We start from the raw sequence: 16888 nt of genomic DNA, 5'->3' as shown, positions 1-16888 counted from the left end.
GATTCACTTGGTGCTTCAGCACCTTAGAGAATCGTTCTCTTTGAGCTAAGGCGAGGCAACGCCGTACTGGTTTAAAGTTAATCCACTATAAATATAGAAAAGGTCGTCTGAAAACAAAATTTCAGACGACCTTTTTTGCTGCAAGCAATGTGATGCAAGCGGTCGGGCAGGGCTTTGCGCTTATGCCCGCTTATTCGTACTCGGGGTAGAGCGGCATGGTGCCGGCTTCTTCGAAGGTCGAGTGTGCTTTGACTTCTTGCAGGCGGCGGCTGATGCGGCGGGTGACGGCTTCGGCTTCGTTTTGGTGGTCTATGGTCAGTCCGGGGATGGTTTTGCCGAAAAGTTCGGCATCGAGCAGGCGCTCGGCGTGGATGCCGGGGCGGTAGTTGTGTCTGACGGCGGGGTCGCGTTCTTCAAAGAGGTAGCCGACGACGCTGTCGCGGGTCAGTGCGATGCCGAGTGCGGCATCTTCGCCGCCGAAGATTCGGAAGAGTTCGTCTTGCGGAAAGCCGCCGCAGGCGAGAAAGATGCTGCGGCGGAATACGGTGTTGCCGCCGACGGTCATTTGAAGCCGTTCCCATGCGGTAGGGAATTGCGGGTGGTTGAGGTAGTGTTCGGGAAAGCCGATCGGGCGCAGTTTGAGGCGGACCAGGCTGAGGTAGGAATAGGCTTCCAAGCCGAGGTAGGCGGCGTTGAGGACGTTGTTTTCATAGACGTCGTCGGCGTCGAGGAAGGCGATGAAATCGGCTTGGCTTTGCATGGCGCCCCAGTTGCGGGCTTTGGCTGCGCCACCGTTTTCGAGCATGTATTCGCAGCGGACTTTGGGATGGATGGCGGCGAGGTCGCTCATGATGAGGCGTGTGTCGTCGAAGGAGGCGTCGTCAATCAGCCAGACGTTTTCGACGGCGGGTTGGGAAACGGCGCTTTCGACAGCCGCTTGAAGGGTGGCGGCGGAGTTGTAGCAGGGGATGATGACGTCTAGTGTGGGTCTCATAATGTGATGCTTTAAGGGGTTGTTGTGTCAAACGGTGGGGAAAGGTCGTCTGAAAACGGTATTTCGGGTTTTCAGACGACCTTTTGGTATTGCCTGATGCGGATTACAACACTTTCACGATGCTTTCGCACAGGTAGTCGATGTTGTCATCGGTAATGCCGGCGACGTTGATGCGGCCGGAGCGCACGGCGTAGATGGCGAACTCGTTTTTCAGGCGGTCGACTTGTTCGGGCGTGAGGCCGCTGAAGGAGAACATGCCGTTTTGTTCGATGATGAAGTCGAAGTCTTGAGTCGCGCCTTTGGCTTTGAGAAGCTCGACGAATTTTTGGCGCATGGCTTTGATGCGGCCGCGCATTTCGTCGAGTTCGGCAATCCATTGTGCTTTCAAATCCGCGTCTTTCAACACGAGGGCGATGGTGTTCGCGCCGTGGGAGGCGGGGTTGGAGTAGAGGGTGCGGATGATGGTTTTGACTTGGCTGTGGGCGCGGGCGGCGGTGGCTTCGTCTTCTGCGACTAAGGTGAATGCGCCGACGCGTTCGTTATACATGCCGAAGTTTTTGGAATAGGAGCTGGCGATGAGCAATTCTTTGTTGTATTTCAGGAAGGTGCGCAAGCCGTATGCGTCTTCTTCGAGGCCGTTGCCGAAGCCTTGGTAGGCGAAGTCAAACAGGGGCAGCCAGCCTTTTTCGGCGGAGAGTTTGGCGAGGGTTTCCCATTGTTCGGGCGTGGGGTCGATACCGGTGGGGTTGTGGCAGCAGCCGTGCAAAAGGACGACGTCGCCTTTTTGCGCTTGGCTGAGGTCTTCAATCATGCCGTCCCAGTCTAGGCTGTGTTTGGCGGCGTCGTAGTAGCGGTAGGGCTTGTCTTGGATGCCGACGGCTTTGAAGATGGCGTTGTGGTTGGGCCATGTGGGGTTGGAAATCCAGATGGTTTGCGCGTTCAACTGGCGTTTGGCGAACTCGGCGGCAATACGCAACGCGCCTGTGCCGCCGAGGCTTTGGGCGGTTTTGGCGCGGCGGCTGGCGACGATTTCGTGGTCTGCGCCGAAAAGAAGGATTTGGGTTTGCTCGTTGTAGTCGGCAACGCCGTCGATGGTGAGGTAGTTTTTGGTGGTTTCTCTCTCGAGCAGGCGTTTTTCGGCTTCTTTGACGGCTTTGACGATGGGGGTTGCGCCGGATGCGTCTTTATAAACGCCGATGCCGAGGTTGACTTTTTCGGGACGGGTTTCGGCTTTGAATGCTTCGCCCAAGCCTAAGATGGGATCTGCGGGGGCGGCTTCGATGTGATTGAAGAACATGATCTCTCGCTTTGCAAAAATGAAGGGACGGGATATTTCCTTTGGGATTTTACGCTGTTTCAGGTCGTCTGAAAATGAATGCGGCAGGTTTTGTCGCAACGTGCTACATCATGCCTTTGATGCAGGCGAGGATGATGCCGTAGCGCAGGATTTTTCCGGTCAGGAGCATGAGTGCGGAGGTGTAGGGGTTGAGCCTGAGCCAGCCTGCGGCAATGGGCAGCGCGTCGCCGATAACGGGCAGCCAGGCAAACAAAAGGGGCAGGGTTCCCCAGCGTTGGAGCAGGTGCAGGGTCTTTTCAGACGACCTTTTCTTATTCTTAGACGGAATCAGCAGCCCCATCCAATAGGAAACCATGCTGCCCAAGCCGTTTGCCAGTCCGGCGCACAACCACGCGCCGTATGCCTGTTCGGGATAGGTATAGATGAACGCGGCGAAGGCGGCTTCGGATGTGCCCGGCAGGATGGTGGCGGAGGTGAAGGCGGAGGCGGCGAGTCCGAGGTAGGCGTAAATGAGGGGCATGGCGGAGAAGTTTGCGTCAGGTTAAAGGTCGTCTGAAATAAGATTTTAAGTCGTTTGCGGGTAGGTTTTTTTGTGAAATTCAGACTGATTCTGTCTATAAAATGCTTTATCGGACAGAATCTTGCTGAAACGCTATGTAGTCGACGTGTTTTCAGTGTTTGCAAGAATAGCAAAAGCCAGTATGATTCAGCCCGTTATTAACGGATATTAACTGTTTGTACGGTCAATTCCAATAAATCTAAATCGAAAGGCAAATCATGTCTACGCCATCACAACAAAACCATAATCCCGCGCTGGTTGTCCTGACCACGCTCTTCTTCATGATGGGTTTCATCACCTGCATGAACGACATCCTGATTCCGCATCTGAAAGAAATTTTCGAGCTGACTTATGTTCAGGCGATGCTGATTCAATTCTGTTTTTTTACCGCCTATGCCATCATGTCGATTCCGATGGGGCATCTCGTCGGTAAAATCGGCTATAAAAACGGCGTCATCGGCGGCTTCTTGCTGACCGCCGTCGGATGCTTGCTGTTTTATCCCGCTGCGGGCAGTCACTCTTACCCGACTTTCTTGGGCGCGCTCTTCATTCTTGCTTCAGGCGTAACCCTATTGCAGGTTGCAGGCAACCCGTATGTAACCTTGTTGGCGAAACCGGGCAAAGAATCCGCTACGCTGACTTTGGTGCAGGCGTTCAACTCACTGGGTACGACCATTGCCCCGCAAATCGGCGCATTCCTGATTCTGGCAGATGCAACGCAGACCGCCAGCAAAGCCGAACAGATTTCCTCCGTTCAAATCCCTTACTTGGGTTTGGCAGGCCTGTTGATTATCCTTGCCGTCTTCGTGAAGATGATCCGCCTGCCTGACGCGCGCAAAATCGCCGAAGAAGAAAGCGAACACAACCACGACGGCAAAAGCAGCGTGTGGCAATACAAACACCTCGTCCTCGGTGCGGCAGGTATTTTCTGCTACGTCGGTGCCGAAGTATCCATCGGCTCATTGATGGTCAATGTCTTGGGCTTCCTGAAAGGGATGGATCACGCTTCCGCCGCCCAATACCTGTCGTTCTACTGGGGCGGCGCCATGGTCGGACGTTTCCTCGGCTCAGCAGTTATGGCGAAAATCGCGCCCAACCGCTACCTTGCCTTCAATGCCACTATCGCTGTTGTCCTGCTCATCATCGCCATGATGACCGGTAAAGGCAATGCCGACGTCGCCATGTGGTCGCTGCTTGCCATCGGCTTCTTCAACTCCATCATGTTCCCGACCATCTTCTCGCTGGCGACCAAAAATCTCGGTAAATTCACCAATGCTGCTTCAGGCGTACTCTGTACTGCCATTGTCGGCGGTGCGATTGTTCCGGTCGTACAAGGTTGGGCGGTCGATACTTACAGCCTGATGTCGTCTTTTGTCGTATCAGCCGTGTGCTACCTCTACATCGTCTTCTTTGCCCTCAAGGGTTATAAAGCCGACGATTAAGCATGGTTTGAACAGAAGGTCGTCTGAAAACTTGGAAATCAGGTTTTCAGACGACCTTTTTGCTTTGCGGCGGACTTTTAAACCTGATCCGTTCCAACAGAGGTCGTCTGAAAATACGGCAACAGATTTTAACCGGAGCTTAAACCCGTTTTCAAAAGACAAAATGCGTCCGCAATACGGTCTGACTGACTTATGGCATAATGCTGGCGGCAAAAATACAGGAGGTCTTCATGTCGAAAATCATCTTATTACACGGACTGCACATGCACTCTTGGGTGATGAAACCTTTAGCGGATATGCTGGAAAAGCAAGGCTTTGACGTTTCCCTGTTCGGTTATTACAGCGTCTGGCACACCATGCCGCAGCACACGCAGGCATTGGCAGAGTTTGTTGAAAAACACAATACGGGCGAGCCTCTGCATTTTGCCGGACACAGTCTGGGCGGGCTGGTGTTGCGCCACTTTGCCGCCGCCCATCCCGAAAAAATTACCGGCCGCATCGTTACCTTCGGTACGCCCCACCAAGGCAGCCGGGCTGCGCAAAGGGTGTTCCGACTCGGGTTAAAAACCCCCGTACTCGGTGGCGCTTATCGCGATGCGCTCGACGGCGGTACGCCCGATTTGCCCGAACATATCGAACTGGGCAGTATCGCCGGCAACAAGCCGCTCGGGCTGGGGCGCGTATTGGGTTTGCACGGCGAACACGACGGTACGGTTTTGGTCAGCGAAACCCGCTGCCCGAATATGCGCGACCACGTTATCTTGCCCGTCAGCCATAGCGGTATGCTGTTCAAACACATTACTGCTGAGCAAACCGCAACATTTTTGCGTGAAGGGCAGTTTAATCATGATAAAAAGAAATAATACGGCTTTATTTTGAAAATAAGGATATTTTGTTTCAAAAAATCAAATTTAAAACCATATCGCATCAACTAAAATCCGTTATTACATTCATAAAAAATCACGGGGTCGTCTGAAAAGCGGTTTTTCAGACGACCCCGTGTGCTAAACTTCGTTAAATACACACAAAACAGGCAAAGCAATATGTTTGCATTCAAATCACTGCTCGATATGCCGCGCAAAGAGGCGCTTGCCGTCGTTGCGGCGTTAATCGGAGCGATGGGTTACACCATCATTTCGCTGGGCTGGCTGCCCCATATGTCCATCATCGCCGCCATTACCGTCCTCATCCTCTACGGTCTCGCGCGCGGGTTGAAATATAACGACATGCAAAAAGGCATGGTCGGCGCGGTGGGGCAGGGCATGGGCGCGATTTACCTGTTTTTCTTCATCGGGCTGATGGTCAGCGCGCTGATGATGAGCGGCGCGATTCCGACGCTGATGTATTACGGTTTCGGGCTGATTTCCCCTACTTATTTCTATTTCTCCGCCTTTGCACTTTGTTCCGTCATCGGCGTGTCCATCGGCAGCAGTTTGACCACTTGCGCCACCGTCGGCGTTGCCTTTATGGGCATGGCGGCGGCGTTTCATGCCGATTTGGCGATGACGGCGGGTGCGATTGTTTCCGGCGCGTTCTTCGGCGACAAAATGTCCCCGCTCTCCGATACCACGGGCATTTCCGCCTCCATCGTCGGCATCGATTTGTTCGAGCACATCAAAAACATGATGTACACCACCATTCCCGCGTGGCTCATCAGTGCGGCATTGATGCTGTGGCTCTTGCCCAATGTTGCCGCCCACGATTTGAACAGTGTCGAATCCTTCCGCAGCCAGCTTGAAGCGACGGGCTTGGTACACGGCTATTCACTGATTCCGTTTGCGCTGTTGGTCGTGCTGGCACTGTTGCGCATTAACGCCGTTGTCGCCATGCTCTTCACCATCCTCGCCGCGCTTGCGGTAACTTATTTCCACAGCACGCCCGACTTGAACCAGCTCGGCACATGGTTTTACGGCGGCTACAAACTCGAAGGCGAAGCGTTTCAAGACATCGCCAAACTCATTTCGCGCGGCGGTTTGGAAAGCATGTTCTTCACGCAAACCATCGTGATTCTCGGCATGAGTTTGGGCGGGCTGCTGTTTACGCTCGGCGTGATTCCGTCGCTGTTGGACGCCATCCGCGCGTTTCTGACCACTGCCGGACGCGCCACCTTCAGCGTTGCCGCCACATCGGTCGGCGTGAATTTTCTGATTGGCGAACAATATTTGAGTATTTTGCTTTCCGGCGAAACCTTCAAACCCGTGTACGACAAGCTCGGACTGCATTCGCGCAACCTCTCTCGCACGCTGGAAGACGCGGGTACGGTCATCAATCCGCTTGTGCCGTGGAGCGTCTGCGGCGTGTTCATCAGCCACGCCCTCGGCGTACCCGTCTGGGAATACCTGCCTTATGCCTTTTTCTGCTATCTGAGCCTGATTTTGACGCTGCTGTTCGGCTGGACAGGTCTGACGTTGAGCAAGAAAGAAACCGCGTAAAGCGGCAGGATAGAAAGGTCGTCTGAAAAAGCGTTTGGCGTTTTCAGACGACCTTTTGCGATATAATCGGGCAAACGATATAGTGGATTAAATTTAAATCAGGACAAGGCGACGAAGCCGCAGACAGTACAGATAGTACGGCAAGGCGAGGCAACGCCGTACTGGTTTAAAGTTAATTCACTATAAAGACACACACAAATCCTACCCATATCTCCATGAACAAACAGATCCGCCAAGAAATTTTCGAGCGTTTCCGCGCTGCCAATCCCCATCCGACCACCGAGCTTCATTTCAATTCCCCCTTCGAGCTTTTGATTGCCGTTTTGCTGTCGGCGCAGGCGACCGACGTGGGCGTGAATAAGGCGACGGCGAAGCTGTTTCCGGTTGCCAATACGCCACAGGCGATGCTGGATTTGGGGTTGGACGGTGTGATGGAATACACGAAAACCATCGGGCTTTATAAAACCAAGTCCAAACACATCATGCAGACTTGCCGCATCCTGCTGGAAAAATACAACGGCGAAGTGCCGGCAGACCGCGAGGCTTTGGAATCGTTGCCGGGCGTAGGGCGCAAGACGGCAAACGTGGTGTTGAACACGGCGTTCGGTCATCCCGTCATGGCGGTCGATACGCATATCTTCAGAGTGTCCAACCGTACCAAAATCGCGCCGGGCAAAGATGTGCGGGAGGTGGAAGACAAGCTGATGCGCTTTGTGCCGAAAGAGTTTTTGATGGATGCGCATCATTGGCTGATTTTGCATGGACGCTACACCTGTAAGGCGCAGAAGCCGCAATGCGGGAAATGTATGATTAATGATTTATGCGAGTATGGTGCGAAGTTGATGTAAACGTTGATAAATTGTAAACAATCAACAAAACAACCTTCCCATTAGGTTAAAATTTCTGACGGCATTTTTTTATTCAAAATGAAATGCTTGAAAAAATACGGGCAAAAGGTAAAATTCGACCTTATCGGGTTGGAAAACGATAAAAGTTTCAGACGACCCCGGTTTTTTAAGATGCAAGAACACAATCCGTTATTCGGAAAAGGAAACGCGGTGCGCGAAAAAATGAAAAAATACAGATACTTTGCTTTGGTAACGGCTTCTGCGCTGGCCTTGGGCGGCTGTGACAAAATCAGCAGCTTCTTCGGCGGCGACAGCAAAAGCGAAGAATTCGTACAGAGAATCGAACCCTCGAAAAACGACGGCAGCGTCGGTATGCTGCTGCCCGATTTCGCACAATTGGTGCAAAACGAAGGTCAGGCGGTGGTCAATATCCAAGCGTCCCCCGCCGGACGTGCCGCAGGCAGCGGGCAGTCTGAAGAGCAGGGCATGGATTTGAGCCAGTTTCCGGACAACGACCCGTTTTACGAGTTTTTCAAACGCCTGGTTCCGAATATGCCCGATATGCCGGAAGACCAATCTGCCGACGATGATTTGAATTTCGGTTCCGGCTTTATCATCAGTAAAGACGGCTATATCCTGACCAATGCCCACGTCGTCGCCGGCATGGGCAATATCAAAGTCCTGCTCAACGACAAGCGCGAATATACTGCCAAGCTGATCGGTTCGGATACGCAATCCGATGTCGCGCTGTTGAAGATTGATGCGTCGGAAGAATTGCCCGTCGTCAAAATCGGCAATCCGAAAGATTTGAAACCGGGCGAGTGGGTTGCCGCCATCGGCGCGCCGTTCGGTTTTGACAACAGCGTTACTTCAGGCATCGTGTCCGCCAAAGGACGCAGCCTGCCGAACGAAAGCTACACGCCTTTCATCCAAACCGACGTTGCCATCAATCCGGGCAACTCCGGCGGCCCGCTGTTTAACCTGAAAGGTCAGGTGGTCGGCATCAACTCCCAAATTTACAGCCGCAGCGGCGGATTTATGGGCATTTCTTTCGCGATTCCGATTGATGTGGCGATGAACGTTGCCGAGCAGTTGAAAACCAGCGGTAAGGTTCAGCGCGGTCAGTTGGGCGTGATTATTCAGGAAGTGTCTTACGATCTGGCAAAATCGTTCGGCTTGGACAAAGCCAGCGGCGCGTTGATTGCCAAAGTGATGCCGAATAGCCCTGCCATGCAGGCGGGATTGCAAGTGGGCGACATCGTCCGCAGCGTCAACGGCGAAGAAGTGCGCGTTTCCAGCGATTTGCCGGTCATGGTCGGCTCGATGCTGCCGGGTAAGGAGGTCACACTGGAAGTATGGCGAAAAGGCGAGAAAATCAATGTGAAAGTCAAACTCGGCAGCATGGCGGAGCAGAACGAAACTTCTTCGCGCGCTACCGAGCAGCCGCAGCAGGAAAATCCGGCGGACGGCTTTACCGTCGACAATACAGGTCTGATTCTGCGCGTTGATGAAGGCGCAGGCAAAAGCCGCCTGATTGTTTCCCGCGTCAGCGGCGCGGCGGAACGTGCCGGACTTAAGCGCGGCGATGAAATTCTTGCCGTCAGCCAAATCAGCGTCAACGACGAATCAAGCTTCCGCAGCGCGTTGGCAGGCGCGGGCAAAAACGTGCCGCTGCTGGTTCAGCGCGACGGCAATACGCTTTTCCTCGCCCTGACTCTGCAATAAGGTGCAACGCAAGCGCCATTCAATGATAGAATACCCGCCATCCTAAGGTGGCGGGTATTTTGCAATTTTGACAACGAATTGATTTGTTTAAGTTTTGATTGTTTACTCTTTTGGGGCTTTGTTAACAATTATATTCAAAGGTCGTCTGAAAACGTTCCGCTCCGATTGACTTCCTATTATAAAAAATATTATGCAACTGATTGATTATTCGAATTCGTTTTTAGCCGTCGTGCCGCCGTTTTTGGCGTTGGCACTTGCCGTCATTACCCGCCGCGTACTGTTGTCTTTGGGCATCGGTATTTTGGTCGGCGTTGCCTTTTTGGTCGGCGGCAGTCCGATTGACGGTTTGGCGCATCTGAAAGACATGGTGGTCGGACTGGCTTGGGCGGACGGCGATTGGTCTTTGGGAAAACCTAAAATTCTGATTTTCTTATTGTTGCTCGGTATTTTTACTTCACTACTGACCTTCTCCGGCAGCAATCAGGCATTTGCCAACTGGGCGAAGCAACACATCAAAGGACGGCGCGGCGCAAAAATGCTGACTGCCTGCCTCGTATTCGTTACCTTTATCGACGACTATTTCCACAGTCTCGCCGTCGGCGCGATTGCCCGCCCCGTTACCGATAAATTCAAAGTCTCCCGCGCCAAACTGGCGTATATCCTTGATTCTACCGCCGCGCCGATGTGCGTACTGATGCCGGTTTCAAGCTGGGGTGCATCGATTATCGCCACGCTGGCAGGTCTGCTCGTTACTTACCACATCACCGGATACACGCCGATGGGTACGTTCGTCGCCATGAGCTTGATGAACTATTACGCCTTATTTGCCCTGTTGATGGTGTTCATCGTCGCATGGTTCTCCTTCGATATCGGCTCGATGGCGCGCTTTGAGAGAGCGGCATTGCAGGAAGTTCACGACGAAACCACCGTTTCAGACGACCCTAAAGGCCGGGTTTACGCGCTGATTATTCCGGTTTTGGTGTTAATCGTCTCCACCGTTTCCGCCATGATTTACACAGGCGCGCAGGCAAGCGAAACCTTCACCATTTTGGGCGCGTTTGAAAATACCGATGTAAACACTTCGCTGGTGTTCGGCGGCACTTGCGGCGTACTGACCGTCATCCTCTGCACGCTTGGTACCATCAAAGCTGCCGATTATCCCAAAGCCATCATTCAAGGCATATCTTCGATGTTCGGCGCGATTACCATCCTGATTCTTGCCTGGCTCATCAGCACCGTCGTCAGCGAAATGCACACCGGCGACTACCTCTCCACGCTGGTTGCAGACAACATCCATCCCGGCTTCCTGCCCGTCATCCTCTTCCTGCTTGCCAGCGTGATGGCGTTTGCCACAGGTACAAGCTGGGGAACGTTTGGCATTATGCTGCCGATTGCCGCCGCGATGGCAGTCAAAGTCGATGCATCGTTGGTTATCCCGTGTATGTCCGCCGTGATGGCAGGCGCGGTGTGCGGCGACCACTGTTCGCCCATTTCCGACACCACCATCCTGTCTTCCACCGGTGCGCATTGCAACCATATCGACCACGTTACATCGCAACTGCCTTACGCCTTGACCGTTGCAGGCGCGGCAGCGGCAGGCTACCTCGTGTTGGGCATGACGCAATCGGCTTGGCTGGGCTTTTTCGCAACCGGCGTCGTCATGACCGCACTCATCTTCATACTGAAAGACAAAAAAGGCAAAGCTGCCTGATGTGTTTTCCCGTTTTCAGACGACCTTCGATACTTTAAGGTCGTCTGAAACATTTTAAGGAATCCAAAAATGAACGCTCCCCATTCCATCCCGCGCGGCCCCGTTATGGCAGACGTCGCCGCCTACTGTCTGACCGAAGAAGAAAAACAACGCCTGCTCGACCCGTCCATCGGCGGCGTCATCCTGTTCCGCCGCAATTTTCAAAACGTTGAGCAGCTCAAAGCCCTGGTTCAAGAAATCAAAGCACTGCGTACGCCCGAACTCATCATCGCCGTCGATCACGAAGGCGGCAGGGTGCAACGCTTCATTGACGGCTTCACCCGACTGCCCGCGATGAACACCTTGGGGCAGATTTGGGACACCGAAGGCGAAGCTGCCGCCAAAGAAAAAGCCGAGCAGGTCGGCTGGGTATTGGCAACAGAGCTGACCGCCTGCGGCATAGACCTTTCCTTCACGCCCGTCCTCGACCTCGACTGGGGAACATGTCCCGTCATCGGCAACCGCAGCTTCCACCGCAACGCCGACACCGTAACCCAGCTCGCCCTTGCCCTGCAAAAAGGTCTGAATCGAGGTGGCATGAAATCCTGCGGCAAACATTTTCCCGGACACGGATTCGTCGAAGGCGACAGCCATTTGGTTCAACCCGAAGACACGCGCAGCCTTGCCGAACTTAAAGTCGCCGACATTATCCCGTTCCGCGCCTTAAGCGATGAAGGCATGGCGGCAGTCATGCCTGCCCACGTCGTTTATCCGCAAATTGACGGCAAACCCGCCGGTTTTTCCGAAAAATGGCTGAAAGAAATCCTGCGCCAAGACATCGGATTTAAAGGCGTTATCTTTTCAGACGACCTCACCATGGAAGGCGCGGGCGCAGCGGGCGGTATCAAAGAACGCGCAAACGCCTCTTTCACGGCAGGCTGCGATATCGTCCTCGTCTGCAACCGCCCCGACCTCGTCGACGAACTGCGCGACGGCTTCCAAATCCCCGCCAATCCCGATTTGGCAAACCGCTGGCAATACATGGCGAACACATTGGGCAAGGAAGCCGCCCAAGCCGTGATGCAAACGCCCGATTTCCAAGCCGCCCAAGCCATGACCGCGCAACTTGCCACGCCTAAAGACACAGCCGGCGGCGTGAAAGTCGGCGAAGCGTTTTAAAGGCGTTTGATTTAGAAAGCATGAAAGAAAGTCGTCTGAAAAGCTGAATTTGGCTGTTTCAGACGACCTTTTGTCCGTTTAAAGAATGTGGTAGATGTGAAATCACACTCAGGTGCGCTTTATTGCGTGCCTGCCTTTGAATTCACTTAAGCAGTTTCGAACACTAAAAAAGGTCGTCTGAAAACCTTGAATTAAGGTTTTCAGACGACCTTTCCACATCTTCAAGTCAGGAAAATACAGGCTTACACAATGCCTTGCGCCAGCATGGCATCGGCGACTTTGACGAAACCGGCGATGTTCGCACCGTTGACGTAGTTGGTTTTGCCGTTTTCAGTACCGTATTTCAAGCAGGATTCGTGGATGCTGTGCATGATGTCGAACAGGCGTTGGTCGACTTCTTCGCGGCTCCAGGACAGGCGGACGGCGTTTTGGCTCATTTCTAAGCCTGAAGTTGCCACGCCGCCGGCGTTGGAGGCTTTGCCCGGCGCATACAGGATGCCCGCTTTGACGAACTGCTCGACCGCGCCCAAAGTGGAAGGCATGTTCGCACCTTCGGCAACGACGTAGCAGCCGTTTGCCAGCAGGGTTTTGGCGGCGTCTTCGTCCAATTCGTTTTGGGTCGCGCAGGGCAGGGCAACTTCGGCGGCAACGCCCCACGGTTTTTGGTTTTCAAAGTATTTCAAACCTTGTTCTTGGGCGTAGGTGGAAACCCGTTCGCGGCGGACTTCTTTCAGCTCGATAAGCGCGGCGAGTTGGTCTTCGGTCATGCCACTGTCGGGGAAGAGGACGAAGCCGTTGGAGTCGGAAACGGTCAGCACTCTCGCGCCCAGTTGGATGGCTTTTTCGGCGGCGTATTGTGCGACGTTGCCGGAGCCGGAAACCAGCACGCGTTTGCCTTCAATCGAATCGCCGCGCGTTTGCAGCATGGATTGGGCGAAGTACACGGTACCGTAGCCGGTCGCTTCGGGACGGATGAGGCTGCCGCCCCATTCGAGGCCCTTACCGGTCAGGACGGAGGCAAATTCGTTGCGGATTTTTTTGTATTGACCGAAGAGGAAGCCGATTTCGCGGCCGCCTACGCCGATGTCGCCCGCAGGTACGTCGGTGTTCGGGCCGATATGGCGGTAGAGTTCGTTCATAAAGGCTTGGCAGAAACGCATCACTTCGGCGTCGGATTTGCCTTTGGGGTCGAAGTCGGAGCCGCCTTTGCCGCCGCCCATAGGCAGGGTGGTCAGGGCGTTTTTGAACACTTGTTCAAAGGCGAGGAATTTTAATACGCCCAAATCGACAGTAGGGTGGAAGCGCAAGCCGCCTTTGTAAGGGCCGATGGCGGAGTTCATTTGGATGCGGTAGCCGCGGTTGACTTGGACTTGTCCTTTGTCGTCCACCCAAGTGACGCGGAACATAATCACGCGCTCGGGTTCAACGATGCGTTCAAGCAAGTTTTGCTGGGTATATTTCGGATTTTTCGACAAAAACGGACCCAAACTCATGAATACTTCTTCAACCGCTTGGTGAAACGGCTCTTGATTGGGGTTGCGTTGTTTTAGATTGGCAAACAAGGCATTCAGGTCAGCCATTTGGTGCTCCTTGAGAATAGGATTAAAGAGATAATGAATTTATGGAAAGAAATATAAACCTAATTTTTTTACCTGCCAAGCGGTTTTGACGAAAATTGTTGACATTATTTTTTTGAGAATTTTATTATTTGGTATATTTTGCCATTAAAATACAAAATTGATTTTAAAAATTCTATTGTATTGATATAAGTTGAATTTATGTTCTAAGTAGTTAAATTAGAAATTTAGAGTGAGACGGCATAAAAATTTAATCTGGCGCAAATTTTCATGTAAATATGACTAATATTGTCAACAATAACGCTGATTTTTTGCTTGAAAAAGAAGCTAAGAAAGAAAATAACATGTTGAAAAAATGAATCTTGTTTTAGGTGGAAGAGCGTGTTTGTGGAACGTTCAATAGCGGTTAACGCAAAGGTCGTCTGAAAACCGGATTTGCCGTTTTCAGACGACCTCTATCATGCAGCTCATCGACAAATTGCTATACAATACGCCCCAAGCATTTCCAACAACACACACTCTTAAAGGATACCAATGAAAGCCTACCACGACTTAATGCGCCACGTTCTCGAAAACGGCACCGACAAATCCGACCGTACCGGTACAGGCACGCGCTCGGTGTTCGGTTATCAAATGCGCTTCGATTTGAGTCAAGGCTTTCCGCTGCTGACCACCAAAAAGCTACACTTGCGCTCGATTATTCACGAGCTGCTTTGGTTTCTCAAAGGCGATACCAACATCAAATACTTGAAAGACAATAATGTTTCCATCTGGGACGAATGGGCGGACGAAAACGGCGACTTGGGACCTGTGTACGGTTACCAATGGCGCAGTTGGCCTGCACCCGACGGCCGACATATCGACCAAATTGCCAATGTGGTGGAACAAATCAAGAAAAATCCCGATTCCCGCCGCCTGATTGTCTCGGCATGGAATCCCGCGCTGGTGGATGAAATGGCATTGCCGCCTTGCCATGCGCTGTTTCAGTTTTACGTCGCCAACGGCAAATTGTCCTGTCAGCTTTACCAACGCAGCGCGGACATTTTCCTCGGCGTACCGTTCAACATTGCTAGCTACGCGCTGTTGACCATGATGATTGCCCAAGTTTGCGGGTTGGAAGCAGGCGAATTTATCCACACCTTTGGCGATGCGCATCTGTACAGCAACCATTTCGAACAGGCAAAACTGCAATTGAGCCGCGACTTCCGCGCGCTGCCGGTGATGAAAATCAATCCAGAGGTCAAAGACTTGTTTGCATTTAAATTTGAAGATTTCGAGTTGGAAGGCTACGACCCGCATCCGCACATCAAAGCTGCCGTAGCGGTGTAGGGCAGGGAATAGATAAAAGGTCGTCTGAAAAGTTTCAGACGACCTTTTTGTTGGTTTGGTTTACACCTCGATTTTATTGGGCGTAAAGGTTTCCCATTTGTTGCAGGCGGGGCAGTGCCAGAAGAAGACTTGGGATTTGAAGTGGCAGTTGCGGCAGCGGTACATGACGCTGCGTTGGAGTTGGCGGCCGATGACGGAGCGCATCATGTCGGCGTCGGCTTTCCACGCGGGGTTCATGTCGCTGATTTTCAAACCGAGCAAGCGGTACACGCCGTTGAGGTCGGGTTTTTGGCGCACGAGTTCGACGGCGAGTTGGGCGGCTTCGCTTTCGCCTTTGAGCAGCAGGGTTTTTTCGTAGATGACGTTGATGAGGTCTAAATCGGGGAAGGTCTGCATATAGCCGATAAGCCGGTTCAGCCCTTCTTCCTGTTTGCCTTGTGCGGCGTAGGCTTCGTAGAGTTTTTCGCCGACCATGCTCAGATAGGCATGATTTTGCTGCTCGATGGCGCCGTATGCCTCGACAGCGGCGGGGAAATTGCCCTGTTTGGTTTCGATGTCGCCCAAAATCATGTTGGCGCGGGCGCATTTTTTGTTGGCGTCCAAGGCTTTTTGGACGTTGTAACGGGCGGCGTCAAGATTGGATTTGAACAGCGCGGTTTGGGCAAGTTCGCAATAAAACTGTGCAATTTCAAATTGGTAGGTCTGCTCGTCGTGGCTGAGGAGTTGCGCGGTTTCGATGGCTTTTTCCCAGTCGCGGTCTTGCTGGTAGATGCTGAGCAGGTGCTGACGGGCTTCTCGCGCCATGTTGCCTTCCTGCAAGCCGATGAAGATTTGTTCGGCACGGTCAACCAAGCCTGCGCTTTGGTAGTTTTGCGCGAGCTCGAACAATACCCGCGCGCGTTTTTCGTTGACGGTATCGGGCGAGTTGAGCAGGGCTTGGTGCATATTGATGGCTTTGTCGTTTTCGCCGCGCTGACGGTAGAGTTTGCCCAAGGTCAGATTGAGGTCGTAAGACTGCGGCTGCTGGTCGATGACTTCCGCCAGCTCGCGGGCGGCACGGCCGCTGTTGCGGTCAACCAATGCGTCCAGACTTTTGTAAAAACCGGCAGGCACGCTTTTCGCCTGTTTCAACACGGTTTTCATGTCGATACGCGCGGCAAACCAGCCCATGGCAAAGAAGACGGGCAAAAGGGTAATAGGCAGCAGGATGACCCACAATTCGTTGTCCATGTGATTCCTTCTTTAAGGCTTGGGCGTTTGTACGGGTGGGTTGGCGGGAGTAGTCGTCTGCGGCGCAGGTTGCTGCGGTACGGGGGCAACAAGGTCTTTTTCGCTCAAATGCGCGTGTTTTTTGACTTCGGCACGCAAGCGGTTGTTTTCGCTGCGCAGCGCCAAAAGTCTGCCGAACAGGGCGAACATGCCGAACACGATGCCGATAACAAACGCGCCGAAGAGGACGACAATCAGCGGTAAATCGGCTTTCTGACCGGGCAGATAGTGGAAGGCGACGCTGTCGGTATTGATGACGGCGAGCAGTAAAAACAATAATAAAATGATGACTTTGATAATGGTGTAAATCAGTTTCATGGATGTCTCCGGCGGTATGCCTGTCGGAAAGTTTTGAAAAGGTCGTCTGAAAATTCAGTAAGGCGGTTGAGATGGGATTCTGTTTCTGAATCCGTTTACCGCAGATGCGGCTTAGTTTAAACGATTTGGATTGTTTCGGATAGGATGTGCGGCAGTTTTCAGACGACCTCAGGCTTCATTATATATATGTAGTAAACAGTAGGCATGATTGCTGACAATTTGTATCCAT

14 protein-coding genes are annotated in these 16888 nt (G+C 52.8%); 8 read left to right on the top strand and 6 right to left on the bottom strand.

The window, feature by feature from the left end; genetic code table 11:
• Nucleotides 1-190: 190 nt before the first annotated feature.
• The 3 genes from DBZ16_RS05410 to DBZ16_RS05400 all read right to left on the bottom strand — a co-directional run bounded on the left by DBZ16_RS05410 (nucleotide 191) and on the right by DBZ16_RS05400 (nucleotide 2811).
• On the bottom strand, nucleotides 191-994 hold the full coding sequence (locus DBZ16_RS05410) for a glycosyltransferase (RefSeq protein ID WP_070514142.1): 804 nt from the start codon (nucleotides 992-994) through the stop codon (nucleotides 191-193).
• 103 nt (nucleotides 995-1097) lie between these two features.
• Nucleotides 1098-2291 (bottom strand): amino acid aminotransferase, encoded by a 1194-nt coding sequence (locus DBZ16_RS05405; protein WP_107813231.1) that lies wholly within the window; start codon nucleotides 2289-2291, stop codon nucleotides 1098-1100.
• 103 nt (nucleotides 2292-2394) lie between these two features.
• Complete coding sequence (locus DBZ16_RS05400; RefSeq protein ID WP_107813230.1) at nucleotides 2395-2811, bottom strand: YqaA family protein; 417 nt, start codon at nucleotides 2809-2811, stop codon at nucleotides 2395-2397.
• Nucleotides 2812-3068: 257 nt separating this feature from the next.
• Between DBZ16_RS05400 and DBZ16_RS05395 the strand changes: the two genes are divergently transcribed.
• From DBZ16_RS05395 to nagZ, 7 genes are all read left to right on the top strand, one after another.
• Nucleotides 3069-4292: a sugar MFS transporter gene (locus DBZ16_RS05395; protein ID WP_107813229.1), complete on the top strand. Its 1224-nt coding sequence runs from the start codon at nucleotides 3069-3071 to the stop codon at nucleotides 4290-4292.
• A gap of 230 nt (nucleotides 4293-4522) precedes the next feature.
• Complete coding sequence (locus tag DBZ16_RS05390) at nucleotides 4523-5155, top strand: alpha/beta fold hydrolase (protein WP_167390265.1); 633 nt, start codon at nucleotides 4523-4525, stop codon at nucleotides 5153-5155.
• A 180-nt stretch (nucleotides 5156-5335) separates the two neighbouring features.
• Nucleotides 5336-6724 carry a Na+/H+ antiporter NhaC gene (gene nhaC, locus DBZ16_RS05385; RefSeq protein ID WP_107813227.1) on the top strand — a complete coding sequence of 463 codons (1389 nt, stop codon included), beginning with the start codon at nucleotides 5336-5338 and terminating at the stop codon, nucleotides 6722-6724.
• A gap of 215 nt (nucleotides 6725-6939) precedes the next feature.
• Nucleotides 6940-7572 (top strand): endonuclease III, encoded by a 633-nt coding sequence (gene nth, locus DBZ16_RS05375; RefSeq protein WP_107813226.1) that lies wholly within the window; start codon nucleotides 6940-6942, stop codon nucleotides 7570-7572.
• A gap of 222 nt (nucleotides 7573-7794) precedes the next feature.
• Nucleotides 7795-9297 carry a DegQ family serine endoprotease gene (locus DBZ16_RS05370; protein WP_430914338.1) on the top strand — a complete coding sequence of 501 codons (1503 nt, stop codon included), beginning with the start codon at nucleotides 7795-7797 and terminating at the stop codon, nucleotides 9295-9297.
• A gap of 190 nt (nucleotides 9298-9487) precedes the next feature.
• Entirely contained in the window at nucleotides 9488-11008 is a 1521-nt protein-coding gene (locus DBZ16_RS05365; protein ID WP_107813224.1) for a Na+/H+ antiporter NhaC family protein, read from the top strand.
• A gap of 69 nt (nucleotides 11009-11077) precedes the next feature.
• Nucleotides 11078-12166, top strand: a complete 1089-nt coding sequence (gene nagZ, locus DBZ16_RS05360) for a beta-N-acetylhexosaminidase (protein WP_107813223.1) — start codon at nucleotides 11078-11080, stop codon at nucleotides 12164-12166.
• A 242-nt stretch (nucleotides 12167-12408) separates the two neighbouring features.
• Here the strand turns inward: nagZ and gdhA are convergent, their stop codons facing one another.
• Nucleotides 12409-13746 (bottom strand): NADP-specific glutamate dehydrogenase, encoded by a 1338-nt coding sequence (gene gdhA, locus DBZ16_RS05355; protein ID WP_107813222.1) that lies wholly within the window; start codon nucleotides 13744-13746, stop codon nucleotides 12409-12411.
• A gap of 531 nt (nucleotides 13747-14277) precedes the next feature.
• Between gdhA and DBZ16_RS05350 the strand changes: the two genes are divergently transcribed.
• A complete protein-coding gene (locus DBZ16_RS05350; protein WP_016687607.1) occupies nucleotides 14278-15072 on the top strand; it encodes a thymidylate synthase in 795 nt (264 codons plus the stop codon).
• A gap of 60 nt (nucleotides 15073-15132) precedes the next feature.
• On the opposite strand, the gene lapB is transcribed toward DBZ16_RS05350, so the two are convergent.
• Nucleotides 15133-16302 (bottom strand): lipopolysaccharide assembly protein LapB, encoded by a 1170-nt coding sequence (gene lapB, locus DBZ16_RS05345; RefSeq protein WP_107813221.1) that lies wholly within the window; start codon nucleotides 16300-16302, stop codon nucleotides 15133-15135.
• Nucleotides 16303-16314: 12 nt separating this feature from the next.
• Nucleotides 16315-16659 (bottom strand): LapA family protein, encoded by a 345-nt coding sequence (locus DBZ16_RS05340; protein WP_107813220.1) that lies wholly within the window; start codon nucleotides 16657-16659, stop codon nucleotides 16315-16317.
• Between the last annotated feature and the right edge of the window lie 229 nt (nucleotides 16660-16888).

The organism is Neisseria sicca, assembly GCF_003044565.1.
Taxonomy (GTDB): domain Bacteria; phylum Pseudomonadota; class Gammaproteobacteria; order Burkholderiales; family Neisseriaceae; genus Neisseria; species Neisseria sicca_A.
This window is presented reverse-complemented; position numbering and strand designations above follow the sequence as displayed.

Coding starts and splice junctions, on each gene's coding strand:
- DBZ16_RS05410 (WP_070514142.1), bottom strand. CDS start 994: ATGAGACCCACACTAGACGTCATCATCCCCTGCTACAACTCCGCCGCC.
- DBZ16_RS05405 (WP_107813231.1), bottom strand. CDS start 2,291: ATGTTCTTCAATCACATCGAAGCCGCCCCCGCAGATCCCATCTTAGGC.
- DBZ16_RS05400 (WP_107813230.1), bottom strand. CDS start 2,811: ATGCCCCTCATTTACGCCTACCTCGGACTCGCCGCCTCCGCCTTCACC.
- DBZ16_RS05395 (WP_107813229.1), top strand. CDS start 3,069: ATGTCTACGCCATCACAACAAAACCATAATCCCGCGCTGGTTGTCCTG.
- DBZ16_RS05390 (WP_167390265.1), top strand. CDS start 4,523: ATGTCGAAAATCATCTTATTACACGGACTGCACATGCACTCTTGGGTG.
- nhaC (WP_107813227.1), top strand. CDS start 5,336: ATGTTTGCATTCAAATCACTGCTCGATATGCCGCGCAAAGAGGCGCTT.
- nth (WP_107813226.1), top strand. CDS start 6,940: ATGAACAAACAGATCCGCCAAGAAATTTTCGAGCGTTTCCGCGCTGCC.
- DBZ16_RS05370 (WP_430914338.1), top strand. CDS start 7,795: ATGAAAAAATACAGATACTTTGCTTTGGTAACGGCTTCTGCGCTGGCC.
- DBZ16_RS05365 (WP_107813224.1), top strand. CDS start 9,488: ATGCAACTGATTGATTATTCGAATTCGTTTTTAGCCGTCGTGCCGCCG.
- nagZ (WP_107813223.1), top strand. CDS start 11,078: ATGAACGCTCCCCATTCCATCCCGCGCGGCCCCGTTATGGCAGACGTC.
- gdhA (WP_107813222.1), bottom strand. CDS start 13,746: ATGGCTGACCTGAATGCCTTGTTTGCCAATCTAAAACAACGCAACCCC.
- DBZ16_RS05350 (WP_016687607.1), top strand. CDS start 14,278: ATGAAAGCCTACCACGACTTAATGCGCCACGTTCTCGAAAACGGCACC.
- lapB (WP_107813221.1), bottom strand. CDS start 16,302: ATGGACAACGAATTGTGGGTCATCCTGCTGCCTATTACCCTTTTGCCC.
- DBZ16_RS05340 (WP_107813220.1), bottom strand. CDS start 16,659: ATGAAACTGATTTACACCATTATCAAAGTCATCATTTTATTATTGTTT.